Genomic DNA, 23,627 nt, shown 5'->3' with positions numbered 1-23,627 from the left:
GCCCGCTTAGCACGCCTCGGGGTCCAGGCGGTAGCCGATGCCCCACACGGTTTCGATGATGCGTGGCTCAGTAGGATCGTCCTCGATTTTCGCGCGTAGCTTCTTGATGAACACGGTAATGCTGCTGGTCTCGCCCACGAACTCCCGGCCCCAGGCTTCCTCTACCAACTGCTCTCGCGAAAGCACCATGCCCGGGTTCTCGGCCAAGGCGGCCAGGATCTTGAACTCCTTAGGCGTGAGGGGCACATGAACGCCGTCCTTGGTGAGGCGATGCTGCCCCAGGTCAAGAGAGAGTCGCCCGACAGTTACCACCCCCGTGGCGGCAGGTGCGGCGGCAGGCTGCATGGCGGCGCGCCGTAAGTGGGCCTCGATGTGCATCATCAGCTCGCGGGGGTCGAAGGGCTTGACCATGTAGTCATCACCGCCCGCTGCAAAGCCAACGCCCTTGTCAACGATATCGCCCTTGGCTGAAAGGAAGATGACCGGCGTGGTTATGCCGCGCGCTCGCAGTTCGCGGCAGGCCGTAAAGCCGTCCATGACCGGCATCATGACATCCATGATAATCAGGTCGGGCCGGTCGATGGCTACCTGCTTCAGCGCTTCTACGCCGTTCTCTGCCGAGGCGAACTGATAGCCCGCGCCCTCAATCATGTCGCACACGAGCCGGGCGATGCGCGGCTCGTCATCAACAAGCAGGATCTTCATCGTCTTCCTCCTCATCGACGAGAAGGTAGGGGATGCGCACGGTGAACGTGCTGCCCTCCTTCACTTTGCTTTCAACCTCAACGCTGCCTCCGTGCAACTCGGTGAGGTCGCGCACGACGGCAAGCCCCAGGCCCGTGCCGCGATAGCGACGATTGGCTGATTGACCAGCTTGTTTGTACAGCTCGAATATCTCGTCCAGATCCTCCGGAGCAATGCCCATGCCGTCGTCGGTTACCTGCATCACAATGTCCGCGCCATCGAAGCTGACGGTCAACGTCACGAAGCCGCCTCGGTGCGTGTACTTGATGGCGTTGTCCACCAGGTTTTCCAAGACGCGGCGAAGTTTCTCCCAGTCAGCCATGCTCAACGGCACGTCGGGGTCTACCCGACAAGAAAGCGTCACGTCTTTATTGGCAGCAATGGGATCGAGGGCCTTCTTGATGAAGCAGGCAAGGTCGACGAAATCGACGGGCTCAGAGAGCAGCTCATCTTTGTGCGCGGCATGCTTCGAGATGGCCAGAATGTTGTTCACCATGTTCAGCAAGAGGGTGGCGTTCGTCTCGATTTCGGCAACCGCATCGCGCGTTTTGCCGTCAAGCTGACGGTTGTCGTTCAAGATGCGCGCATAGGCCAAAATGCTGGTCAGAGGAGTGCGCAGCTCGTGGCTCACAATGGCGAAGAACTCGTTTTTGTAGGCCACCTCTTCGCCCAGACGGTCTAGCGCAATCTTGAGTTCCTTTTTCTGGTAATTGAGCAGATCGTTCAGCACCATGAGATCGTCGGTCTTGCTGCGCACCTGTCCCTCTAGGTCCTCGTAGAGAGTTTGAAGATCGCGAGCCATGGAGTCGAAATCGCGGGTCAGGTCAGTCACTTCGTCGCAGCCGCCAATGGTGGGTCGATCGTTGTCAAGGTGGTAGCTGAAATCGCCTTCGCCCACCGAGCGTGCGGCACGGCGGAGCGAGTCAATAGGACGCAGCACCAGGCGACTCGTAACCAGGTACACACCGGCGAAAGCGGCCAGCATCATGCACAGCACCATGATGACCTGCTGCCACACGCTCGATTGAATGCCCTCAGTGTAAATGTCCATGGGCTCGGTGATGGACATAGCACCGCCCACTTCTCCCAGCTGCATGCCCTCCTTGGCGTAGCCGTACTGGTCGGGCTCGCCTACTGGGTCGCCATGGCACTCCAGGCACGATTCCGTCACGTAAAGGGGCTCCAGGTATCGAAACACCATGGTGCCCTCGCTGTCGGTTTCCACACTTGAAAAGGCCTTGAGCTCGGGGTCGGCGTTGAAAGCGTCCAGGGCTTGCTGCTCGAAGGCGTCGGGGGCGTTGGCCACCTGGCGCGGCTGGTTGTTGGTGAAGCGAATAGAGTAGTCGGTTTCCGTGGTGAACAGCATGGAGATGGACTTGGCCGCCACGACGCATACCAGGTGCTTCGTGCGGAACTGCCCGTCTTCCGTGCGATTGATGACGTTCTGATTCATGTCAACGAAGTCCCAGGCCGCGCGCATTTCGGCGGCCAGCACCTCGGCTTTTTCGCGAGCTTCGTTTTCGGCCTGAGTGGTTTGGAGATGCAGGTTCCATGCGGTGTCGATGCCCATGAGCACCACCATGATGGCACCAATGCACAGGGCTATCTTGAAGCGAATGCCGTAGCGAAATGACCGGCTGTGGTTCGCACCCCTCATGATCCCCCTCCGTAGTCGTCCCCCTATTATCGCCCAAGGGTCGAATCGGCAGAAAGCACCGAAAGGGAAGATAATACTTTTTTAATTTTTGTCCCGAATTCTTAATACAAAGTTCCATTGGGGTGCATTGAAGTGGCAGCGCGTTATCGACAAAATTAAAGGCGCCATCGAGGGTTTCGGTTTGAGGAGACCGCCCGATTATGGCCAAGGAGGGTTTTACTTAACGAGGGAGGAGAGTTCTATGAGCCAACGGTTCGAGATCATCGAGAATGAGCCGAAGCTGAGCCGCCGTGCCTTTGTGGGCGCCGCTGCGGCGACGGCTGCGGCGGCAGGCCTGGCTGGCTGCGCGCCGGCAGCGGAGCCTGCCAAGGAGCCGGAGGGGGAGAGCCTGGCCGAGACCGGCGAGGACCCCTTTGCCGACTGCTCGCTGGTGTACGGCTGCTGCTCGCCCGAGTGCCAGCACCACCTGCTGAAGGGCTATGTGCGCGACGGCAAGCTGGTGAAGGTGGAAAGCGGCGAGGTCAACGAGAGCCCCGCCTGCGCCCGCGGTTTTGCCCGCGTGGAGATGTGCAATTCCGAGAAGCGTCTGACCAAGCCCTTGAAGCTGGTGGGCAAGAAGGGCTCCGGCGACTTCGAGGAGATCTCCTGGGACGAGGCCTACGACCTTATCGAGGAGAAGATCAAGTACGCGCTGGACAACGGCGGCAGCCAGTCCATTATTGTGCAGGGCGGCTCGGGCAACTTCAGCTCGCTGACCAGCTCCATGAGTGCTCTTGGTTCCTGGCTCGGTGGCACAACGGCCATTTCCGGCAACTTCTGCTGCGCTGGCATCGATTCCGGCCTGGGCACGGTGCTGGGCAGCCGCACCACGCCGCTGCGCAACGAGCTGGAGAAGGCCGACTACATCATTGCCTGGGGCAACAATCCGGTGGTGACCATGACCAGCTACTTCAACCGCTTCCAGAAGATGATGGACAACGGTGGCACCCTGTGCACCATCGATCCCTTCTACTCCGAGACGGCCGACCAGTCCCAGGAGTGGATCCAGCCGTGGCCTGGCACCGACTCCGCCGTGGCGCTGGCCATGCTGAAGGTGGTCATTGACGAGGGTCTGACTGACGAGGAGTACATCCTGGCCCACACCACGGCTCCCTGCCTGGTGGACAAGAAGACCAACGCTCCGGCGTTTACCGATCCGTCTGATGACACCACCTATCAGGTGTACGATCCGGCAACCAAGAAGCTGGTGGCCCACGACGCCGCTGGCGTGACTCCGGCGCTTTCCGTGGCCGATACCGACATTGCCGATCAGTACGTGACCATTTACGACCTGGTCAAGGCCGAGGCCGACAAGTGGGGCAAGGAGGCCGTCGAGGCTGAGACCGGCGTTGCCTATGACGACATCGCCCGCATTGCCCGCGATTACGCCAAGGCTGACAAGGCTATTATCATTCAGAACATGGGCGGTTATCAGCGTACCGAGAACGGTGCCTATGCTACGGCTACCCAGGTGTACCTGGCGCTGTTCTGCGGCCATATCGGCCACGAGGGCGATGGCATGTACGACGCCGGTGGCTCTGCGGCCCTGGTTCCTTCGGGCGCGGCCTTCGAGACCAACCCGGACGCTGGCCAGTTCGAGGCCATTCCCTTCCCGCACTTCGGCGAGATGGTGCTGCAGGACCAGCCCACGAAGATCAACTTCATGTGGGTGGACTGTGGCAACCCGGTGGCCCAGATGCCCAACACCAACATGTGGAAGCAGGCGCTGGAGCACATTCCCTTTGTCGTGAAGGTTGATCACTTTATGAACTCCACGGGCCTGTGGGCCGACCTGGTGCTGCCGAACACGGCGCTGTTCGAGACGCCCAACATCACCCATTCCGCCCGTTCTGCCGTCATCTCCATTTCTGAGGCCGGCGTGACGCCTCCGGGCGAGGCCAAGACCGACCTGGAGATCACCGCGGAAGTGGCCAAGCGCTTCGGTTTCGAGAAGTACTTCAACGAGGATCCGTCTGTGTACATCTCTCGCGTTCTGGAGGGCTCTGGCGTCACCTATGACGAGCTTGTCGAGAAGAAGGGCGTCAACGCCTGGGATTTGGTACCCGGCTGGATTGCCTACAAGGACGGCAACTTCGACACGTCCACGGGCAAGGCGCATTTGTGGGTGCAGCAGTGGGTCGACGAGGGCTTCCCGCCCATCGCCTGCCACCAGCGCCCGGTGGAGCATCCGCTGAACGCCGACAGCGATCTGGCGAAGAAGTACCCGCTGGCTGCCGTGCAGCGCAAGACACGTCATCAGGTGCACACCATTTTCAACAACCTGGAGCAGATGCTGGCCATGGACGGCCACAAGCCCATCATCGTGCTGAATCCCGAGGATGCGACGGCCCGCTCCATTGCCATGGGCGACGATATCACGGTGTACAACGATCGCGGCGAGCACTCTGGTGTGGCCCTGGTTACTGATCATGTTAAGAAGGGCGTCGTGGTGCTGCAGAACGGCTGGGACGACACCACGGCATCGCCGACGAGCAACGTCACCAACAACGCATGGCCCACGCTGGGCACCATCCATTGCTGCAATTCCACGCTCGTCGAAGTGAAGAAGGGGGCGTAAGTCATGACCCAAGGATTCCATGTTAGCTCCGAAAACTGCTACGGCTGCAAAAGCTGCCAGGTAGCCTGCGCGAACGAGCATCTGCTGACCCCGGGTGTGTTCACCCGCCGCGTGCGTCAGTTCTACACGTCCAACCCCGTAGGCCATGCCTTCGTGTCCATGTCCTGCAACCATTGCGACGAGCCCGCTTGTGTTGAGAACTGCCCGGTGGGCGCTTACGAGAAGCGCGAAAACGGCCTGGTGGTGCAGGACCACAGCAAGTGCATCGGCTGCCAGACCTGCGTGCAGGCCTGTCCGTTCCATGCGCCGTGCTATGACGAGGCCACGTCCACCACGTACAAGTGCGACGGCTGCGTCGAGCGTGTTGCCGCGGGTCTGATGCCGGTGTGCACCATTGTCTGCCCCAGCGCCAACATTTCTATGGGTGAGATGGACGCGCTGCCCGAGGGCACCGACATCAAGGATCAAGTCGAGACAAAGCCGAACCTTCGCGTCGCCTTGGACAAGGATATCGACGCGAGCGTCTTTGCCGACATTGATAATGCGGATAGCCTGGTCGATCCTGGTATGGAGCAGGCCTAAGGCTTAAAGAGGGCGCGCCGGATCTTCCCTCCCAATTTTTCGGCGCGCCCCTTCTTTCTTACAAGGGGGTCTCTTCATGTTCTATCTTGCATGGAGAAACATTACACGCCGCCTGGGCGCTTCGGTGCTGACGGCGTTTATCGCGTTTGTGGCCGTTTTCATGGTGACGGCCTCGCTGCTGGTGGTGTCCTCGCTTGAGAACGGCGTGCGCCTATCGCGCGATCGCTTGGGAGCGGACATTATGGTGCTGCCAGCCGGAGCTTCGGGCAATACCTCCGAGGTGCTTTTCTGTGCGGAACCCGTCAATGTCTACCTGCCGACCGAGGCACTTGATGAGGCTGCTGCCGTGTCTGGAGTGGCCCAAGTGACGCCGCAGTTCTTCACCCAGACCGTTGACGAGAGCTGCTGTTCCGTGGTGGGAGTCACGCGCATTGTGGGCATCGATCCTGCTACCGACTTTGTGCTGGCGCCCTGGATTGTGGGCGCTGGCGAGGGCGGCGGCAGCGGGGAGAGCGCAGAATCGGCAGCCTTTGGGGCCGAGCTGGGCGATCGCGGTATCCTGCTTGGCGCTGCCGCCCCGGCCATCGAAGGCGGCCAAGCTTCCATCCTGGGCGAGGTTTTTCAGGTGGCGGGTGCCCTGGAGCCTACGGGTACCAGCGTGGACGAGACCATCTTCATGGATATCGAAGCGGCTCGCGCTATTGCAGCGCAGAGCCCCTATCTGACGCGCCTTTGGGCCGATGCCGATCCCTTTGAGGCGGTGTCGTGCCTGATGGTGTCTGTGGACGATGGCGCCGATGCCGCCACGGTGGCCCAAGAACTCATGGCCGCCATTCCCGGCTCGGTGGCGGTGCGCACGTCGGACATGGTGGCTTCGGTGTCTTCTCAGCTAACGGTTATCGAAGTGATTGCGCTAGTGTTCCTGGTTATGCTGGTGCTGCTGGCCGTAGTGGCCCTGGCGGGTCGATTTGCCGCCCTGGCATCGAGCCGCATGGGAGAGCTGGGCCTGCTGCGCACCTTGGGCGTGAGCCGCGGGCGTGTCGGCGGCAGCTTCGCCCTGGAAATCGGTTTAGTGACGTTGGCGGCCGCAGTGGTGGCCGTGATGGTGGCGTGCGCGGTTTCCGGTGAAGTGGTCGGGGTGCTCCATCACTCGTTCTCTATGCCTGGTGCTGTGGTGCCCGCGCAAACCTATGGGACCGCGGTGGCAGCAGGGCTTTTGTTTGCCGTGGCCTTGAGCGCCGTGGCGCTGGTGCAGCCCCTGGTGCGCATGATGCGCCACGATCCGCAAGAAATACTGGCGAGAGGGGATTTGTCATGACGGCCCTCATAGAATTGCGCGATGTTGTCAAGGAGTTCCGCTCTGATCCTCCCGTACGACCCTTGGACGGGGTGAGCTTGGCAGTGCAGCCAGGTCAGCTGGTGGCTGTTACGGGCGTGTCCGGCAAGGGCAAATCGACGTTGCTCAATGTTATGGGCGGTCTTTTGCGCTGCGATCAGGGGACGGTGCGCTTCAAGGGCAGGGACATGGGGGAGCTGCGTGTTGAGGAACTCGATGCGCTTCATCGTCGGGGCATCGGCTTCGTCTTCCAGACCCCTTCGCTATTCCAGGCATTGACCGCCCGAGAGAACCTGGTGCTGGCCGCACGAATGGCGGGGAAGGCCAAAGGACAAGGCGCTCAACAGACGATGCGGTTCTTCCACGAAGAGAATGCCGTGGACGCGGCGCTGGCGTTGCTGGGGCTGGCCGATCGTGCCGATCACCTGCCTGCCGAATTGTCCGTGGGCCAGCGACGCCGCTTGGTGCTGGTTCGGGCATTGCTGGCCAACCACGACGTGCTGCTGGCCGATGAGCCCACCAACGATCTGGATGATGCCTGGTCCGAAGCGGTCTTCGATCTTTTCCGCTCTTTTGTGTCTTCGGGCGAGAGAGCGGTGGTCATGGTGACCCACGACCTCTCGTACGCGCGCAAGGCCGATCGTGTTTACGTGCTTGACGATGGCGTGTTGTGGGAAGAAGCGGCTGGCGTGGCTGCGGAGCCCGTGCGGCCAGTGGAGAGCGTGCTGAGCGGCGAGGGCGCCGCTGCGGCTGTGGCAGCGAGCAAGGGCGACGCGACGCCCGGCGAAACCGACGCCGAGTGAGGATGGCGCGGCGGTCGTTTCGGCGGGGGCGTCCGGTGCAGTGGATGTTTCCACAGGGGAAGGCGCGAGGGTTGAGGTGGATGGCAGGGATGGCCGATGAGCGGCATGGGTGCGATGCGCACGAGGGCCGAGATGAATTGGGGGATAGCCGATGAGCGGTAAGAGCACGATGCGCACGAGGAGCAACTCCCCGTTGTCTCGCCGCAGGTTCACGTGCCTTTTGGGCATGGCGTGGGCGAGCGCCGCCCTGGGGGTGGTGCCAGGATGCGGTGGTGCGGGAGCAGGCGACGGTGCGGGTGACGAGCCCGCAGGATCGGCGCCCGTCCCGACGGCCGAAGACGGTCAGGGCTTCAGTCAAGATGAGATGGCGGCGGCCTCCGCAGGACAGGCACCGGAAGCGTTGGCGACGGGGACGGTATGCGTTGCGGAATATGCGGGCAATACGTTGGCGATTATCGATCCCGTCACATGGACGGTGACGGAGCACATTCCTGCTGGCCAGAACCCGGCGACCGCTCTGTTCGCCGCAAGGTCGGTATACGTGGGCAGCTCGGGAGGCGGTGAGCTTGCGGTAGTGCCCGTAGATCATCCCGAGACGGCGACGCATATCCCCGTGGGCCGCCAGCCGTTGGGGCTGTGCTACGACGAGAGCCGCGGCATCCTCTACGTGGGCGATTACTTCAACAACAGCATTCACGAGGTAGACGTGGCCTTGAACTCCCTGGTAGGAACTATTGCTCTGGATGTGTGCGGCTATCACAAGCGTACCGATCCGCCGGATTGCTGCCGCATTGGGCCAGGCGAGGGTCGTCGCACCGTGGCCATGGCGCTGGCGCCTCAGGGCGAGACGCTCTATTGCGCTAATTACGGTACCTATGACGTGGCGCGGATCGACTTGGAGGCCGGCCAGGAAATCGAGGCCTTCGACGGCGTCGTGGGCCCGCGGCAGATGGTGGTGTCCCGTGATGGCGCCACGTTGCTGTTGGCCGGCGTTGGTGGCGAAGAGGAAGAGCAGGTCAATGCCTTGTATGTCATTGACCGTCAGACGGGCAAGCGCGTGCGCGAGGTTCCCGTGGGGCAGTCCGTGGCGGGCGTCGCCCAGTCTTCCGATGGCGCCATCGTGTACGCTTTGGCGCGAGACGATGGGGAGTTGGTAGCCTTCGACGCGGCTCGTTGGAAAGAGCGCGGGCGCCTTACCGTTGGTGCGGGATCCGACACGCTCTTTCTCGATGCGGCCAGCCAGCAGGCCTACGTGGCTAACAGCACCACGGGCGTGTTGACGATAGTGGATGCGGGTGCCCTTGAAGTGGTCGCCCAGGTGGAAGGCCTGGCGAGTCCCAAGGGTATTGCCGTGGTTGGATAGGGGGCCGGTGTGGCCGCAAGGGGCCGACGGACGTTGCGGGGCTCTCATGCCTCCAAAATCGTGGAGGTGCCGAAAGAAAGAGGGGGACTATTCATGAACGTGAGCAAGATACTGCAGGGAGTTTCCCTGGCAGCTGCTTTGGTGGCGGCAGGGGCCGTGCTGGTTTGGGCGCCTGTGTGCTCTGGGTCTTTGGAGTTGGCGAATGGCAATATGGTTCCCATGCGCTGCTTCTACGCGGGCAAGGAAGGATTGCTGTTGGCGGTCCTTCTTGCCGTGGCCTGCATTGCCGAGCTGGCCACCAAGCGTATGTTTACAGTGGTAGTAGTGGCGCTTTCGGTGGCTCTGGTGCTCGTTACGTTTGCGGGGCCGGTTTCGGGCGGCGTCTGCGCCAGTGCCGATATGGCCTGCCAGGCCACGGCCTGGTGGTTCCGCGCCTGCGGCGTCGTGTCGACCGTGGCTGCCTTGGGTGCCTATGCGGTCAACCCCGCTCGCAAGCGCGTAAAAAGCAGCTAGGCGGGGTTATCGCGACAACGAGCGAAAGGGTGCGAGTGGGGATTGGTCGTACCTCCGAGAGTGTTGCAGTCGTGTCGGCCGCCCCTCCGAGAGCGCTGCGGTTGGATTGATGGTGCCTCTGAAGGCGCCGTAGGTGCGTCGGCCGCAGTTCCGAGAGGGCCGTAGCTGAGTGGCCGTGTTTCCGAAGACGCTACGATTGGGTCAGCCGCGCCTCCGAGAGCATCGCGGTTGGATCGACTACGGGCCCGAAGGTGACGTAGGTGGACGCGCCGCGGGCTGGTCAATTAGCGTGCGTTTTCCATCGGAGGTGCGCAAAAGGCCGGTTTTTGGTCAATCGGGGGGCGTTTTCCATCGATTCGCCCGGTTTGTGAAAAACCGTGCTTTTACAGCAAGCTTCTGAACTGGGGAAACACCAACGGGTCGCTCTCTTGATGGAAAACGCCCCCTGATTGACCACCGAATCGATGGAAAACGCGGTCCGATTGACCAAAAAGTTCCTATTGACATCATGTCGATGGAAAACACCCTCGGATTGACCAGCTTGGGGCGCCCGGGCGTACGGCGGCCCGAGGTGGTGCTCCGCTCTCTGGGGGGCCTTCGCGCCGCGATAGCCAGCAAGCCCCCTTTCCTGCCAGCAACGCCCACACGGCGCCCTACCCCTCGGCGGGTTCGAAGCTTTCTACTAGGTCGATCAGTTCCTGACGCTTGTGCACGTCCAGCTTGCTGTAAATGCGTTTCGAATGGGTGCGGATGGTGTTTTCGGACACCACCAGCATCTCGGCAATGCGGGCCACGGAATTGCCGCGGGCAATCAGTTCGGCCACCTCGGTCTCGCGGGCCGACAGGCCGTAGGCCTCGCGCACCATGGCCATTTGCTTGGAGAAGCGGTCGCGGTATTCGCTCTCGGGGTGGTTGTTCGTCTTGCTGGCTAGGTTATCTTGGGCGCCGGCCTCGCGCTGACGTTCGCGGTCTCCCGCAGGTGTTGCGGTTCCCGTTGACCCACTGGAAGTCACTGCGGTCTCGCCTTCGCGAACAGTCGCCGCGCCCGAGCCCGCGCCTGCATCCCCTGCCCCCAGCTGCACGCCCGTCGCGCTCGCTGGCGCCTGCGGGCGGCGCAACGCCATCAGCTCGATCTCGTCGGCGGTGCTCTGGCCCACGGCCGAGCGGAAGCCGCCCTGGCCGATGAAGTACATGATGCCCAAAAGCCAAATGGCCACCACAACCACCAGCACCACCGACGGAATGCCGAACACCATCAGGGACTCTACGTAATGGCCGCCAATGAAACCCACATCGTGCAGGGCGTACACAATGCCCCCGAACAGGCCGTACACGAATACCGGGTTGATGCCGCCGTCGCGGGCCAGCTGGGCGCATTGGATCATCATCAGCATGATAGCCACGCTCCACAGCGCGTACAACACCGCTGCCAGGGTGCGGGCGTACTCGGGCCCTGCCAGGGGCAGCACCAGCAGCGCGGTGGTAACCAGGGGAAAGAACACGCGGTAGGCGGCGCCTACGCTGAAGTGTAGGTTCTTCACGGTCCAGGCGGCCAGCAGCGCCACGGCGGCCACCAGGGTGGCCAGCATCGACAGCACGTTCACCAACGAGCCCACCGAGGGCTCCACCACCGCGAGCGACCGCATGATGCCGGTGCAGAATCCCAGGGCTCCAATGGCCAAAGCGGGGCGCCACAAGTGAGAGGCCACATGGCGATAAGTGCGCGGATGGTCGCGGGGGATGTCCTCGAACATGGGCTGGTCGAGGTCGATGGTGCGGCTCTTCAGCACCACGGCCAGACCGAACAGGGGCAGAAATACCAGCGGAATAAGGTAGGCTGTCACCGCTACGGGAATCAGGTACAGGGCGAAGTACAGCAGCGCGGCCCAAGCGGTGCCCACAATAAGGTTGCGATTGCCCTCCTCGGCCTCTTGGCTGGCGAAGAGACGCTGCCACAGCATATAGAACCCCGCCGACCCTAAGCCCAAAAGACCGCCGCCCACGAAGGCCAAAGGCTGGGCCGCGGAGGGAAAGTAAATGCCGCCAATAAGCAGGCACCAACCAAGAAGGTACGGTGCTACCACTACTTTCACCAAGAAGCGGCGCGTCTGATTGGGGAACCAGTAAGTGCCCGCCGCGCTGGCGAAGAAGCTGAACGTGAACACCACCGACTGCGCCAGGAAGAACCAGAACAAAACCGATGAGGTTTGGAAGTCCATGGGAAGGAACGGGAACGATCCGCCCCACACGCTGGCGGCGTTGATGGCAAGAAACAGACCATAGCCGAGCGAAGCCATATCTGGCTTGAGCATGGTTATAAAAGCCGGTATTTGCACGCGCCGTAGCCCCCTTCTGCGTATCTGATAGTATAGCGGCTTCCGCAGGTGGTGGAGAAGGGGCTCCGAAAAGGGTGACAAGGTGACAACGCTGTGAACTGGGAAAACGTGAAATTCACATGAGTTATGTGACACGGCGTGACCCCTTTGCGGCATACAATGCGAGCCAGCCGGGGCCCGTGGAAGGGCCTGGGCGGAACGTCTCGGAGGCTAATAGAGGAAGCCGCCGAGCGAAGAGGAGACTCGCGGTTCGCCATGGGTGACGGGGCATGAGGAGCCCCGGTTCGCAATCGACCCGGACGCAAGAGGAAGTCTGGGCCTGCGGCGAGCAGCGAGCGAAGAGGAAGCCCCCGGTTGCAATCCGGGGCGAGCGAAACGAGAAAGAGGGAGGGACCATGACGAACTCTGAGAAGAGCGCCCTGTCGCGCCGCACGTTCGTGAAGGGCTCGGCACTCGCTGGGCTGGGAGCTGCGGCTCTTGGCACCACGTCGCTGTTCGGCTGTGCACCGAGCGGCAAGAGCGAGGATCTGGCCGAGACGGGCGAGGAGATCCAGCCCGTCGAGGAGAAGATCTGCTGGGGCCACTGCTCCGTTAACTGCGAGACGCGCTGTGCTCTGCGCTTCCACGTGGTGGACGACGAGGTGAAGTGGGTGGAAACCGACAACACCGGCAACGACGAGTACGGCGCCCACCAGCTGCGCGCTTGCCAACGCGGCCGCTCCATCCGCCGCTGGATCAATCATCCCGATCGCCTGAAGGCCCCCATGAAGCGCGTGGGCACCCGTGGCGAGGGCAAGTTCGAGGAGATCTCTTGGGACGAGGCCATCGACACCATCGCTTCTGAGTACCAGCGCATCCTGGATACCTACGGCCCCGAGGCCGTGTACTGCCACTATGCCACGGGCGTGAACGCCGGCAACATCGGCGGCTTCCTGAGCCGTCTGGTGAACATGAACGGCGGCAGCCTGCGTCGCTACGGCTCCTACAGCTCCGCTCAGATCTCCCAGGCGCTGCCCTGGCTCTACGGCGGTCGTGCCGCCAACGGCAACTCCGACGTGGCCAATTCCAAGCTGGTGGTGCTGTGGGGCGACAACAGCTGCGAGACCAAGCAGTCCGGCGGCGGCCCTACCTATCACTACATGGAGGGTCTGGAGAAGAGCGGCGCGAAGGTCATCGTTATCGACCCGCGCTACTCGGACACGGCCGCGGCCCACGCCGACCAGTGGATTCCCATTCGTCCCGGCACCGATGCCGCCCTGGTGGACGCCTGCGCCTACGTGATGATCACCGAGGATCTGGTGAATCACGACTTCCTGGAGAAGTACTGCATCGGCTTCGACGACAGCACCATGCCCGAGGACAAGAAGGGCAAGGGCCTGTCCTACAGCGACTACATCACCGGCAAGGGCGAGGACAAGACGCCGAAGACGCCGGAATGGGCCTCGGCCATTACCCTTATTCCCGCCGACGTCATCACCCAGCTGGCACGTGACATTGCCACCACGAAGCCCTGCGCTATCTACCAGGGCAAGGGCCCGCAGCGTCGCGGCAACGGCGAGCAGACGGCCCGCGCCATTTGCATGATGGCCGTGCTTACCGGCAACGTGGGCATCAACGGCGGCAACACCGGTTCCGACCTGGACAGCTTCTACATGCCTGCCAGCTACGGCGTGCCCTCCGATGACAACCCAGTGGAAGTGTCCATCGCTACCTTCACCTGGACCGACGCCATCGACCACGGCGAGCAGATGACCGCCACCAAGGACGGCGTCCGCGGGGCCGACAAGCTGAATGTGCCCATCAAGATGATCTGGAACTACGCCGGCAACTGCCTGACCAACCAGCATGGCGACATCAACCATGCCCATGAGATCCTGGCCGACGACACCAAGTGCGAGTTCATCGTGCTGTGGGATACCTTCCTCACCGACTCGGCCAAGTACGCCGACATCCTGCTGCCCGACCTGATGCCCGTGGAGCAGCCCAACATCGTGCAGAGCGAGTACTCGGGCAATGTGGCCTACGCCATTGCCGGCGATGCCATTACCTCTCCGAAGTTCGAGCGCCGTACGCTGTACTCGGTGCTGAGCGACGTGGCCGACAAGCTGGGCCAGAAGGAGGCCTTCACCGAGGGTCGCGACGAGATGGGCTGGCTGCAGTACATCTATGAGGCCGGCGCTGCCGACGACCCCGATCAGCCCAGCTTCGAGCAGCTGATGGAGCAGCACATCTACATGGTGACCTGCCCCGACGGCGAGCACGTGGCCTTCAAGGACTTCCGTGACGACCCCGAGGCCAATCCGCTCGACACGCCCTCCGGCAAGATCGAGATCTACTCCCAGGCCCTTATGGACGCCGTGGCCGACTGGGAGCTTCCCGAGGGAGACTTCATCCACGCGCTGCCCGTGTACTGCCCCGAGGTTGAGGGCTACGACGACCCGCTGACCGAGAAGTATCCGCTGCAGCTGACCGGCTTCCACTACAAGGGCCGCACGCACTCCTCTTACGGCTGCATCGAGGTGCTGAAGAAGGCCAACCCGCAGGAGCTGTGGATCAACCCGCTCGATGCCCAGGAGCGAAACATCGCCGATGGCGACACGGTGCGCGTTACCAACGACCGCGGCATCGTGGAGATTGTGGCCAAGGTCACGCCCCGTATCATCCCCGGCACGGTGGCCATGGGCCAGGGCGCGTGGCACGACGCCGACATGAACGGCGACAAGGTGGATCGCGGCGGTTGCATCAACACGCTGACCAGCCATCGTCCGTCGCCCTACGCGAAGGCCAACCCCCAGCACACCAACCTTGTCGAAGTGGCAAAGGCCTAAGGCCCGGCCCGGATTTGAGGAGAAATCATGACTCAGTACGGATTTCATTTCAACGGCCAGCGCTGCACCGGCTGCAAAGCCTGCGTCATGGCCTGCAAAGATAAGAACGACCTGTCCGAGGACATCAACTTCCGCAATGTCCACGAGTACGGTGGCGGCACCTGGACCCAGGACGAGGCCGGCTGCTGGGTGAGCGACGCCTTCGCCTACCCCGTTTCCATCGCCTGCAACCACTGCGCCAAGCCCATCTGCATGGCGAACTGCCCCCAGGGCGCTATCTCGAAGGACGACGAGACCGGCCAGGTGTGGTCCGATCCCGAGAAGTGCATCGGCTGCGGCACCTGCATGAACTCCTGCCCCTACGGCGCGCCGAAGGTGGACATGGAGCAGATGAAGAGCGTGAAGTGCGACATGTGCGCCGACCAGGTGAAAGAGGGCAACCTGCCCATCTGCGTGGCCGCCTGTCCCCGTCGCGCCCTGGACTTCGGCGAGATCGAGGAGCTGCGCGCCACGTACGGCGACGTGGCCGAGATTGCGCCGCTGCCGGCCGCCAGCGAGACGGAGCCCTGCCTGGTGATCACCATGCCGCGCAACGGCAAGCCCGTCGGCGACACCACGGGAGCTGCCCTGAACGAGCGTGAGATTCTGTAGGGCCTCTCTGGCATCTCGATAAGACCATCCCTCCCATGGTAGGATTGTCGGCGACCTAAGAGCCCCGGCTCTGGGGTCGCCGACGCCTTTCTGGGACGATGGCGCCGCTTGAAGGGGAAGCGGAAAGCGAAGGGGGTGAGTCCATGCCGTATGCGTTTCATACCAATGCTCGCCGCTGCACGGGCTGCAAAGCCTGCGTCATGGCCTGCAAAGATCAGCACGATTTAGGGCCCGACATTGCTTTTCGCCAGGTGTACGAGTACGGCGGCGGCACGTGGGAGCGCCGCGAGGACGGCACGGTAGCCTCCGACGCCTTCGCGTACTACGTGTCGGTGGCCTGCAACCACTGCGCCAATCCCGCCTGCTCCCAGGTGTGCCCTACGGGGGCCATGCACAAGGACGAGCGCGACCTGATGTGCGTGGACGTGCAGCGCTGCATCGGCTGCGGCTACTGCGCGCTGTCCTGTCCCTATCGCGCTCCTAAGGTGGACCGCGATGCCGGCCATAGCGTGAAGTGCGACGGCTGCACTGAGCGCGTAGCGGCGGGAATGAAGCCCGTGTGCGTCGAGGCCTGCCCCCGTCGCGCTCTGGACTTTGGACCTGCGGATGAGATTGTCGAACGCTACGGCATCGAAAGCAACCTGCTGCCCCTGCCGGATGCTACCGCCACCTCTCCGCGGCTGGCCCTTACGCTTCCCACCTGCGTGGAGGCCGACCCCCAGCGCGTGGCGCGCGATGGTGCCGTGCTCAACCTGCGTGAAATCGTATAGATGCGGGTTTGCTGAAGCTCGTCGGGCTGCGAAAAGGTCCGGCGCAGAAAAATGGCTTGGGCTTGCGCCAAAGACGCAGCCCGACGAGCCTCGGCAAGCCCAGAACAGAGAGGAAGAAACGTGACCACGGAGCAAACTTCGAACGGGGACTTTGAGCCCGAAGAGAACGCGGCAGTGGAAGCTGCCGTTGCCGGTACGGATTTGGACGACGTCCTCTTCATTGGTACGGCCCTGGCGCCGTTTTTCCTGGAGGATCCCCATACCGGCGATGCCCGCGCATCCTTCGAGGCCCTGGCAGCGCTGGACGCCGAGGCGGCGGGAGAGGACTGGCCCTTCGTCGATACCGAGGAGGCGCGTTCTGCGCTGCGCCATATGCAGGAAGGGCTGGCTGCCGGCATTGACGACGAGGACCTGATGTGGGCCTATCGCCGCCTGTTTGTGGGGCCGGGCCGTTTGGTGGCACCCCCGTGGGGGTCGGTCTACACCGATCACGAGTGCGTCATCTTCGGCGAGAGCACTCTGGATTTGCGCGCCTGGATGCGCGACCACGGTATCGAGCGCATTACTGACGAGCGCACGCCGGAAGATCACATCGGCCTGATGCTGGCCATGCTGTCCTTTCTGGTCCAAGAGCGTCCCGAGTTGGTGGACGAGTACGCGGCCGATCATCTGCTCACCTGGGCACCTCATTACCTGGAGCAGCTCGAGCAGGCCGCCGAGCACCCTTTCTACGAGGGTTTGGCCCGTTTGACGCGCCGGAGTCTCGAGGGGCTGCAGCAGGAGCGCCAGCTGGACGTAACGGTTCCGCGTTTCTACCGTTAGGTGCGTCGTGGACGGGTTCTCCATTGCCTTCAACGAGATCACCCTGGTGCTGTTCACCACCTTGGCGCCGGCGGGAGCCGTGGGCTATCTGCTCATGAGCCTGCCGGTGCTGCTGGGGCGCGTGAACGAGGACGATCGCCGGCGCCTTGACCAGTACTCGTGCCTGCCGTTGGCCATTGCCATGGTGGGGCTTATTGCCTCGGCCACGCACTTGGGGAATCCGTCCAACGCTCTGTATGTGTTTACCGGGGTGGGGCGCAGCCCGCTTTCCACTGAGGTGTTCTGCGCTGTGGTCTTTTTGGCGCTGGCGGGTATGTACTGGCTCTACGCCTTCGCTGAAACGCCGCGTCGCTGGCTGCAGCGCATACTGGTGGCGGCGGTGGACGTGGCCATTGTGCTGTTTGTGGTGTCGATGGCCTTCGCCTATCAGGTGGACACCATCATTACCTGGAGTTTGCCGCTGACACCGGTGGCGTTGATCTTGAATTCCCTGGTAGGCGGCCCCATTATCACGCTGCTGGGTTTTGCTGCCGCGGGCTATCGGGGCCATGGTCCCGGTCAGGGCCGCTTGCTGGTGGCCGTGGCTGCCGTGGCGCTGGTGGCCAACACGGGTGTGTACCTGGTCATTGGGGCGCAGTTAAGCGGTATGGCTAACGAGCTGGTGTCGGCTTCATCGCTCGTACCTGGTTTCATCCCCTGTGTGGTGGTCTTCGCCTTGCTGGCAGCCGCCGGTTTGGCGGTGGCCTGGCGCTCCGTGGGTCGCGACCTCACGGTGCGCTCCCTGGTGGCAGCGTCGCTGCTGGTGCTGGCGGGCATCTTCGTTATGCGCTTTACCTTTTACATGAGCCATCTCACCGTGGGGCTGGGGGTCTAGCAACCCCGTCGCGCTATTTCTCAAACAGCACCTTGCCGTTGAGGTCCTCGATGACCGTGCGCAGGATGCGGCCGTTCTCCACGTCCATCTTTGCCAGGGTGCGCCCGTACTCGCTGCGGGGGCGGTATACGGCACCGGGGCACAGTAGGATGCTGGCCGGCCGCGCGTCGGGACCGGCTACCAGGCGAGGCACGTGGGTGTGGCCGTGAACGATCACGTCGGGCAGCGGATCGCCGGGGGCCAGCGCCGCCGAGCCCGAGAAGCTGATGCGCACGTCGCCGGGCTTGTGGCCCACCAAAAAGCGCACGCCGTCGATGACGGGGTGGGCGAAATGGCTGACGGCGCTCCCGTATTCGTCGAAGTCGTTGTTCCCTAGCACGGCAGTGACCGGCGCCAAGGTTTCCAGTTCGCGTAAGATGGCGGGCCCGCAAATATCGCCGGCGTGGATGATGGCATCGCAGTCGGCCAGGGCGGCGTAGGCCTTCGGATCCAGGGAACCGTGGGTGTCTGAAAGAATGCCGATGCGCGTCATGGATGCTCCTTCGCCTGGCCCGATGGCCATCCTTTGGTCTTTTGCATAACCGCAGGGCAAAGCCGTCGTTTCGCCTTTGCCGCTTCTCTTTATAATAACGGTTGTATCCAGTCTTGAGGATAGTGGTTGCGTAACGGCCGCCCTGGCCTCAAGGTCTTGGTTTCCCAATTATGTTCGAGAAAGAGAAAGCCGAAGCCCCCCATGAAAACCGTCGCCCAGGTGTTTGAAGACTGCCACGTTTGCGGTACGCTGCCGTTTTCGGTGGAGATGTTTCCGCCCAAAGGACAGCTGACTCTGGATGCGGCGCGCGAGGTAGTGGGCGGCATGGCCCAGGCGCGACCCGACTTCGTGTCGGTGACATGCTCGGCCGGCGGCAGCGGCAACGCGGGGCAGACGGTCCCCATTGCCCAGCTGGTGCAAGACGAGGCCGCGATTCCGTCTGTGGCGCACTTCACCTGTGTCAATGCCACGCGCGAAACAGCCCAGGCGGCCATTGAGGAGCTGCAAGAGGCCGGGGTGCGCACCGTGCTGGCCCTGCGCGGCGATCTGATCGACGGCCAGGAGCCGGCGGATTTCCGCTACGCCTGCGACTTGATTCCCCTGCTGAAGGAGGCCGGCCTTTGCGTGGGCGCGGCGGCTTACCCCGAGGGGCATATCGACTGCTTGGATCCGCGTCAGAACATCGAGCACTTGAAGGCGAAATACGAGGCCGGCGCCGATTTCTTTGTGACACAGCTGTTCTTCACCAACGACGACTTCTATCGTTTCCGCGAGGCGGCCCAGGCGGCCGGCGTGGAGGCGCCCATCACCTGTGGCATTATGCCGTTTTTGGGGAAGTCGCAAATCCAGCGCATGGTGTTCCTGTGCGGAAGCTCGCTGCCGGCGCCTATTATCAAGCTGCTGGCGAAGTATGAGGACGACCCTGTCTCGCTGCGCCAAGCGGGCATCGAGTATGCCTGTCGCCAGCTGGTTGACCTGGGGCGCCACGGCGTGGACGGCCTGCACGTGTACGCCATGAACCAGCCCGACATTGCCCAGGCCGCGGCCGCAGCGGTGGCGGCGGCCGGCCTGCGCCCGGCACTGGCGGATGCCGGCGACGTGGTAGCATTTTCGGGCGCCGCGGCGGTGACCGCCGCAGCGCTGCACGCGACCAAGTAACGGAGGGCCCTCGCCAAGGCGGCCGCCCGTTGTTTTTCCGGCAGCGCGGCAGCACGGCGAAGGCAACCCAAGAAAGGACACCATGGAGCTGACGGCTCAGGTTGATATCGACGAAGCCCTGGCCTTCCTGGGCCATCGCGGTCAGGCGCTCGGGCCCGATTTGGCTGCCCGCATCCAACGAGCAGCCGCCCTCTGCGAGGCCGAGCTAAGGCCGCGCGGCGTGTGGCAGACGCTGCCCTGGGAGGATGCGCGCCTGTTCCTGACGGGCCATGACCTTGCCGCCCACGTGGACGGCTACCCTGAAGTGGTGCTCATGGCCGCTACCCTGGGGCCGGAAAGCGAGCTGATGCTGCGCCGCGAGTCGGCCCTGAGCGCAACGGACGGCCTGCTGGTGGATGCCTGTGCCTCGTCGCTGGTAGAGCAGGCAGCCAACCGTCTGACTTGTCTCATTGTCGAAGAGGCCGCCGCCCGCGGGCTGACCGCCACGAGCCGCTACAGTCCGGGCTATGGCGACTTGCCCCTGACGTGCCAGCCGGCGTTTCTTGCCGCCTGCGGAGCCGATCGCGCCCTGGGCCTGCGCACCACGGCGGCGAACATGCTGGTGCCCACGAAGAGCATCACGGCGGTTATCGGCCTGAAGCCCGTTCTGGACGCGGAAGGGGAAGGCGTCGTCGTTCCGCAGAAGGCTCCCGCGGTGGCGGCCGGCGCGCCGAGCCGTTCTGCCGCAGCGGGAGGCGCTGGCTCCGCGACTCAAGACCGCTGCGCCACCTGCCCCCTCGCCCCCACGTGCTCGCTACGCGCTCAAGGAAGGATCTGCTATGGCAACCCCGCGTAATCTAACCGTGACCAGCGACCATCTGGCAGCTGTGCTGGAGGGCCGCGCCTACTTGCTGTGCGACGGCGGCATGGGCACGCTGGTGCAGGCAGCGGGTCTGCACACCGTTCACGAAGTGCCCGACCTGCTCAACCTCACCCATCCGCAGGACATTGCTGCCATTCAGCGCCGCTATGTCGAGGCGGGGGCCGACTGCATTACCACGAACACCTTCAGCGCCAATCGTTTGAAGCTGAAGGACACGGATGCCACGGTGGCTCAGGTGTACGCTGCGGCGGCGGCTATTGCGCGTGAGGCAGGGGCGCCTCTGGTGGCGGGCGACATCGGCCCCACAGGCGCGCTGCTGGAACCCCTGGGCCCGCTGACCCTCGATGAGGCCTACGACATTTTCGCCGAGCAAGCTTGTGCGGCCGAGGCCGCCGGGTGCGACGTGGTGCTTATCGAGACCATGGCGGATTTGCTGGAGGCGAAGGCCGCGGTGCTGGCGGCCGTGGAGAACACCTCGCTGCCGGTTTTCGCTACCATGACCTTCGGCGAAGACGGACGCACCTTCCTGGGCACCACGCCCGCCATTGCCGCTACCACCTTGTCGGCTCTGGGCGCCCAGGCCGTGGGGCTCAACTGCTCGCTGGGCCCGGTGGAGCTGGCGCCTTTGGTGGACCAGCTGGCGCCGGCCGCGCGTTCGCTGGTGATGGCGCAGCCGAACGCCGGCTTGCCGCGCCTGCAGGACGGCGAAACGGTCTTCGACGTGGGCCCCAAGGAGTTTGCCCAAGCCATGGAGGCCATTCTCGATGCTGGCGCCACCGTGGTGGGCGGCTGCTGCGGCACCACGCCCGAGCATATCCGGGCCTTGCGTGCCGTGCTCGACGGACGCCCCGCGCCTGGTCCGATCGTTGAGGCAGCGGCGCCCATATCGACGGCGCCTTCCAGCACCCCTGCCAGCAAGCTCCCCGTTCCCAATCCACGCTACGAGGCCGCCTTCGCCGTCGCCAGCGCTCAGCGCATGGTGCGCCTTCCCCAGGGGCAGGCAGCCGTGGCCGTTATCGGCGAGCGTATTAACCCCACGGGCAAGAAAAAGCTGAAGGCGGCCTTGCAGGCGGGCGACGTGGACTATCTGGTGGCCGAGGCGGCGGCCCAGCAGCGGGCTCGCGCCGACATCCTGGACGTGAACGTGGGTGTGCCCGGCCTGGATGAGCCGGCGCTGCTCACTCAGGTGGTGTGCACCTTACAGGCCACCGTGCCCCTGCCGCTGCAGCTGGACTCCTCCGATCCGGCGGCTATCGAGGCGGCCGCCCGCATCTACGCGGGGCGTCCGCTGGTGAACTCCGTGAACGGCAAAGCGGCGAACCTGGCGGCGGTGCTGCCTGTGGTGGCGCGCTACGGCTGCACGGTGGTGGGACTCACCCTGGACGAAAACGGCATACCGCCCACGGCTGAAGAGCGCCTGGCCATTGCTCGGCGCATTGTGGAAGCTGCGGCGGACTACGGTATCCCCCGCGAGGACGTGGCCATCGACTGTCTGGTTATGGCGGCGGCCACCAACCAGGCCGAGGTGCGCGAAATTCTGCGCGCAGTGACGCTGGTGAAGCAGGAGCTGGGCGTGCGCACGGTGCTCGGCGTGTCCAACGTCAGCTTCGGGCTGCCCCAGCGTCCGTTGGTAAACGCCACCTTCTTGGCGGCCGCTTTCGGCGCGGGCCTCGATATGCCCATTCTGAATCCGCTCAATGCCCGCTATCGCGACACGGTGGACACCTTCCGCGTGCTCAACGGCCAGGACGAGGGCTGCCGGTACTTCCTCGACACCTATGCAGGTGTGGCCGATCCCTACGACGGGCCCGCGTCGGGCACGGCGGAAGCATCGGCGGCCGCGGCCCCCGGCGAGAGCGCGGGAGCGCCAAGCGCCGCCGGCGGAGCGACCGGCACTGCTTCCAGCCGTCAAGGCGGCGCTGGCGCGCCATCCGCAGCCACTTGCCCCATACCCGTTACACCCACATTCGCCGACGTACCCGAATCCGTAGCCGCTCTGGCCGCGTATGCCCTGGAGGGACGGGGCGCGCCCTTGGCCGAAGCCACGGCCCAGCTGCTGGAGACCCATGATGGCCTGGCCATTATCAATGACATCTTCGTGCCCGTGCTCGATGTGGTCGGGCTCAAATACGATGACGGCACCTTCTTCCTGCCCCAGCTGATGGCCTCGGCCGAGGCAGTCAAAGCCGGCTTCGACGTCATCCGCGCCCAGCAGGAAGCCGCGGGCGCTGCGGGCCGCGATAGCGCAACGGCCGACCCGACATCCGCCGCGCACGATGCCGCGACAACCTCCCCGGACCACGCCGCGCCCTCTCCGTCCAGCCGCGCCATTGTGGTGGCCACCGTGGAGGGGGATATCCATGATATTGGCAAGAACATCGTGAAGATGCTGCTGGAAAACTACGGCTTCCCCGTCATCGACCTGGGGCGCGATGTGGCACCGCAGGCCATTGTGGATGCGGCGCGGGAAGCAGGTGCGCGCCTCATCGGCCTTTCGGCCCTGATGACCACCACTGTGGGCGCCATGGAGCACACCATCCAGCTGGTTCACCAGCAGCTGCCTCAAGCGGCGGTCATGGTGGGCGGCGCCGTCATTACCCAGGAGTTCGCCGACCAGATTGGCGCCGATTTCTACGCCAAGGACGCTGCTGAGTCCACGCGCGTTGCAACGCAGTTCTTCGGTGAAGAGGCCTAGGGGGGCGCGAAACTGTTCCCATGCGGTTATGCGTGAATTCCGCGCAATCGGGTCAGGTATTGCTATCATGGGGCCATCGCATATTGTCCGACTGACGCACAAAGGAGCCTCCATGGGAAAGAAGGACGTCGAAGCTCTGGAAATTACCTTCGAAGAGCTGCCCACGTACCTGCACACCAACCATGCGGTCTATATGGAAGTGGCCGATGGCCTGTACTACCTGACCGATGTCAACGACCGTTACTGGCGCGCCCAGGACACCAACCAGTTCAACGAGAAGGGGCACTATGTCGATTGCAGTGCCCTCGTGCCCACCATCGCCGAGTTTTTGGAGCTGCCCTTCTGCGACGGCAAGTCGGTTCAGGATCTCTTTGCCGAGGCTACTTTCTACGCCTCGGGCGACGGCAAGGACATGCCGGAGGATTTCTAGTTTCCTTTGATGAGCGGCAAGCTTTTCAAAAAGTGAAGAATGTGGTGAACAAGC

At 63.5% G+C, this 23,627-nt stretch carries 19 protein-coding genes; 15 read left to right on the top strand and 4 right to left on the bottom strand.

The window, feature by feature from the left end:
• Positions 1-6: 6 nt before the first annotated feature.
• Together PZH32_RS00620 and PZH32_RS00615 are read right to left on the bottom strand one after the other, a co-directional pair.
• Positions 7-705: a response regulator transcription factor gene (locus PZH32_RS00620; RefSeq protein WP_275205699.1), complete on the bottom strand. Its 699-nt coding sequence runs from the start codon at positions 703-705 to the stop codon at positions 7-9.
• Positions 686-2,401, bottom strand: coding sequence for a c-type heme family protein (locus PZH32_RS00615; protein ID WP_275205698.1), 1,716 nt, complete (start codon positions 2,399-2,401; stop codon positions 686-688). Before PZH32_RS00615 ends, PZH32_RS00620 begins: the two co-directional genes overlap by 20 nt.
• Positions 2,402-2,642: 241 nt before the next feature.
• Between PZH32_RS00615 and PZH32_RS00610 the strand changes: the two genes are divergently transcribed.
• From PZH32_RS00610 to PZH32_RS00585, 6 genes are all read left to right on the top strand, one after another.
• A complete protein-coding gene (locus tag PZH32_RS00610; protein WP_275205697.1) occupies positions 2,643-5,018 on the top strand; it encodes a molybdopterin-containing oxidoreductase family protein in 2,376 nt (791 codons plus the stop codon).
• Between the two features lie 3 nt (positions 5,019-5,021).
• Complete coding sequence (locus PZH32_RS00605) at positions 5,022-5,600, top strand: 4Fe-4S dicluster domain-containing protein (protein WP_275205696.1); 579 nt, start codon at positions 5,022-5,024, stop codon at positions 5,598-5,600.
• A gap of 76 nt (positions 5,601-5,676) precedes the next feature.
• Positions 5,677-6,918, top strand: coding sequence for an ABC transporter permease (locus PZH32_RS00600; RefSeq protein WP_275205695.1), 1,242 nt, complete (start codon positions 5,677-5,679; stop codon positions 6,916-6,918).
• On the top strand, positions 6,915-7,739 hold the full coding sequence (locus PZH32_RS00595; RefSeq protein WP_275205694.1) for an ABC transporter ATP-binding protein: 825 nt from the start codon (positions 6,915-6,917) through the stop codon (positions 7,737-7,739). The genes PZH32_RS00600 and PZH32_RS00595 overlap by 4 nt, the downstream gene beginning before the upstream one ends.
• Before the next feature lie 193 nt (positions 7,740-7,932).
• On the top strand, positions 7,933-9,102 hold the full coding sequence (locus PZH32_RS00590; protein WP_275205693.1) for a YncE family protein: 1,170 nt from the start codon (positions 7,933-7,935) through the stop codon (positions 9,100-9,102).
• 93 nt (positions 9,103-9,195) lie between these two features.
• Positions 9,196-9,615: a DUF4418 family protein gene (locus PZH32_RS00585; RefSeq protein ID WP_275205692.1), complete on the top strand. Its 420-nt coding sequence runs from the start codon at positions 9,196-9,198 to the stop codon at positions 9,613-9,615.
• Between the two features lie 653 nt (positions 9,616-10,268).
• Here PZH32_RS00585 and PZH32_RS00580 read toward each other — a convergent pair.
• Complete coding sequence (locus PZH32_RS00580) at positions 10,269-11,951, bottom strand: response regulator transcription factor (RefSeq protein WP_275205691.1); 1,683 nt, start codon at positions 11,949-11,951, stop codon at positions 10,269-10,271.
• 395 nt (positions 11,952-12,346) lie between these two features.
• Between PZH32_RS00580 and PZH32_RS00575 the strand changes: the two genes are divergently transcribed.
• The 5 genes from PZH32_RS00575 to PZH32_RS00555 all read left to right on the top strand — a co-directional run bounded on the left by PZH32_RS00575 (position 12,347) and on the right by PZH32_RS00555 (position 17,896).
• Positions 12,347-14,779, top strand: a complete 2,433-nt coding sequence (locus PZH32_RS00575) for a DMSO/selenate family reductase complex A subunit (protein ID WP_275205690.1) — start codon at positions 12,347-12,349, stop codon at positions 14,777-14,779.
• Positions 14,780-14,806: 27 nt separating this feature from the next.
• Positions 14,807-15,430, top strand: a complete 624-nt coding sequence (locus PZH32_RS00570; protein ID WP_275205689.1) for a 4Fe-4S dicluster domain-containing protein — start codon at positions 14,807-14,809, stop codon at positions 15,428-15,430.
• Positions 15,431-15,573: 143 nt separating this feature from the next.
• Positions 15,574-16,200, top strand: coding sequence for a 4Fe-4S dicluster domain-containing protein (locus PZH32_RS00565; protein WP_275205688.1), 627 nt, complete (start codon positions 15,574-15,576; stop codon positions 16,198-16,200).
• A gap of 120 nt (positions 16,201-16,320) precedes the next feature.
• Positions 16,321-17,022, top strand: a complete 702-nt coding sequence (gene dmsD, locus PZH32_RS00560) for a Tat proofreading chaperone DmsD (RefSeq protein WP_275205687.1) — start codon at positions 16,321-16,323, stop codon at positions 17,020-17,022.
• Positions 17,023-17,029: 7 nt separating this feature from the next.
• Positions 17,030-17,896, top strand: a complete 867-nt coding sequence (locus tag PZH32_RS00555) for a dimethyl sulfoxide reductase anchor subunit family protein (RefSeq protein ID WP_275205686.1) — start codon at positions 17,030-17,032, stop codon at positions 17,894-17,896.
• A gap of 13 nt (positions 17,897-17,909) precedes the next feature.
• On the opposite strand, the gene PZH32_RS00550 is transcribed toward PZH32_RS00555, so the two are convergent.
• Entirely contained in the window at positions 17,910-18,428 is a 519-nt protein-coding gene (locus PZH32_RS00550; RefSeq protein WP_275205685.1) for a metallophosphoesterase family protein, read from the bottom strand.
• Between the two features lie 201 nt (positions 18,429-18,629).
• Between PZH32_RS00550 and PZH32_RS00545 the strand changes: the two genes are divergently transcribed.
• The 4 genes from PZH32_RS00545 to PZH32_RS00530 all read left to right on the top strand — a co-directional run bounded on the left by PZH32_RS00545 (position 18,630) and on the right by PZH32_RS00530 (position 23,573).
• The gene (locus PZH32_RS00545) at positions 18,630-19,586 is read left to right on the top strand and encodes a methylenetetrahydrofolate reductase (protein ID WP_275205684.1); all 957 of its coding nucleotides are present in this window, start codon (positions 18,630-18,632) and stop codon (positions 19,584-19,586) included.
• An 82-nt stretch (positions 19,587-19,668) separates the two neighbouring features.
• Positions 19,669-20,421, top strand: coding sequence for a hypothetical protein (locus PZH32_RS00540; RefSeq protein ID WP_275205683.1), 753 nt, complete (start codon positions 19,669-19,671; stop codon positions 20,419-20,421).
• A complete protein-coding gene (locus PZH32_RS00535; protein WP_275205682.1) occupies positions 20,405-23,143 on the top strand; it encodes a homocysteine S-methyltransferase family protein in 2,739 nt (912 codons plus the stop codon). Before PZH32_RS00540 ends, PZH32_RS00535 begins: the two co-directional genes overlap by 17 nt.
• A gap of 112 nt (positions 23,144-23,255) precedes the next feature.
• Positions 23,256-23,573 carry a CDP-alcohol phosphatidyltransferase gene (locus PZH32_RS00530; protein WP_275205681.1) on the top strand — a complete coding sequence of 106 codons (318 nt, stop codon included), beginning with the start codon at positions 23,256-23,258 and terminating at the stop codon, positions 23,571-23,573.
• Positions 23,574-23,627: the final 54 nt, after the last annotated feature.

The sequence above is a fragment of the Adlercreutzia equolifaciens genome (assembly GCF_029076695.1).
Classification (GTDB): Bacteria; Actinomycetota; Coriobacteriia; order Coriobacteriales; family Eggerthellaceae; genus Adlercreutzia; species Adlercreutzia equolifaciens_A.
The sequence above is the reverse complement of the archived record's forward strand: the minus strand, read 5'-3'. Positions and strand labels throughout refer to the sequence as shown.

What these genes read in the sequence shown, in the direction of transcription:
- PZH32_RS00565 (WP_275205688.1), top strand. Translation starts at nt 15,574, where the DNA reads ATGCCGTATGCGTTTCATACCAATGCTCGCCGCTGCACGGGCTGCAAA.
- PZH32_RS00545 (WP_275205684.1), top strand. Translation starts at nt 18,630, where the DNA reads ATGAAAACCGTCGCCCAGGTGTTTGAAGACTGCCACGTTTGCGGTACG.
- PZH32_RS00600 (WP_275205695.1), top strand. Translation starts at nt 5,677, where the DNA reads ATGTTCTATCTTGCATGGAGAAACATTACACGCCGCCTGGGCGCTTCG.
- PZH32_RS00530 (WP_275205681.1), top strand. Translation starts at nt 23,256, where the DNA reads ATGGGAAAGAAGGACGTCGAAGCTCTGGAAATTACCTTCGAAGAGCTG.
- PZH32_RS00575 (WP_275205690.1), top strand. Translation starts at nt 12,347, where the DNA reads ATGACGAACTCTGAGAAGAGCGCCCTGTCGCGCCGCACGTTCGTGAAG.
- PZH32_RS00610 (WP_275205697.1), top strand. Translation starts at nt 2,643, where the DNA reads ATGAGCCAACGGTTCGAGATCATCGAGAATGAGCCGAAGCTGAGCCGC.
- PZH32_RS00535 (WP_275205682.1), top strand. Translation starts at nt 20,405, where the DNA reads ATGGCAACCCCGCGTAATCTAACCGTGACCAGCGACCATCTGGCAGCT.
- PZH32_RS00615 (WP_275205698.1), bottom strand. Translation starts at nt 2,401, where the DNA reads ATGAGGGGTGCGAACCACAGCCGGTCATTTCGCTACGGCATTCGCTTC.
- PZH32_RS00605 (WP_275205696.1), top strand. Translation starts at nt 5,022, where the DNA reads ATGACCCAAGGATTCCATGTTAGCTCCGAAAACTGCTACGGCTGCAAA.
- PZH32_RS00585 (WP_275205692.1), top strand. Translation starts at nt 9,196, where the DNA reads ATGAACGTGAGCAAGATACTGCAGGGAGTTTCCCTGGCAGCTGCTTTG.
- PZH32_RS00595 (WP_275205694.1), top strand. Translation starts at nt 6,915, where the DNA reads ATGACGGCCCTCATAGAATTGCGCGATGTTGTCAAGGAGTTCCGCTCT.
- PZH32_RS00540 (WP_275205683.1), top strand. Translation starts at nt 19,669, where the DNA reads ATGGAGCTGACGGCTCAGGTTGATATCGACGAAGCCCTGGCCTTCCTG.
- PZH32_RS00620 (WP_275205699.1), bottom strand. Translation starts at nt 705, where the DNA reads ATGAAGATCCTGCTTGTTGATGACGAGCCGCGCATCGCCCGGCTCGTG.
- PZH32_RS00550 (WP_275205685.1), bottom strand. Translation starts at nt 18,428, where the DNA reads ATGACGCGCATCGGCATTCTTTCAGACACCCACGGTTCCCTGGATCCG.
- PZH32_RS00570 (WP_275205689.1), top strand. Translation starts at nt 14,807, where the DNA reads ATGACTCAGTACGGATTTCATTTCAACGGCCAGCGCTGCACCGGCTGC.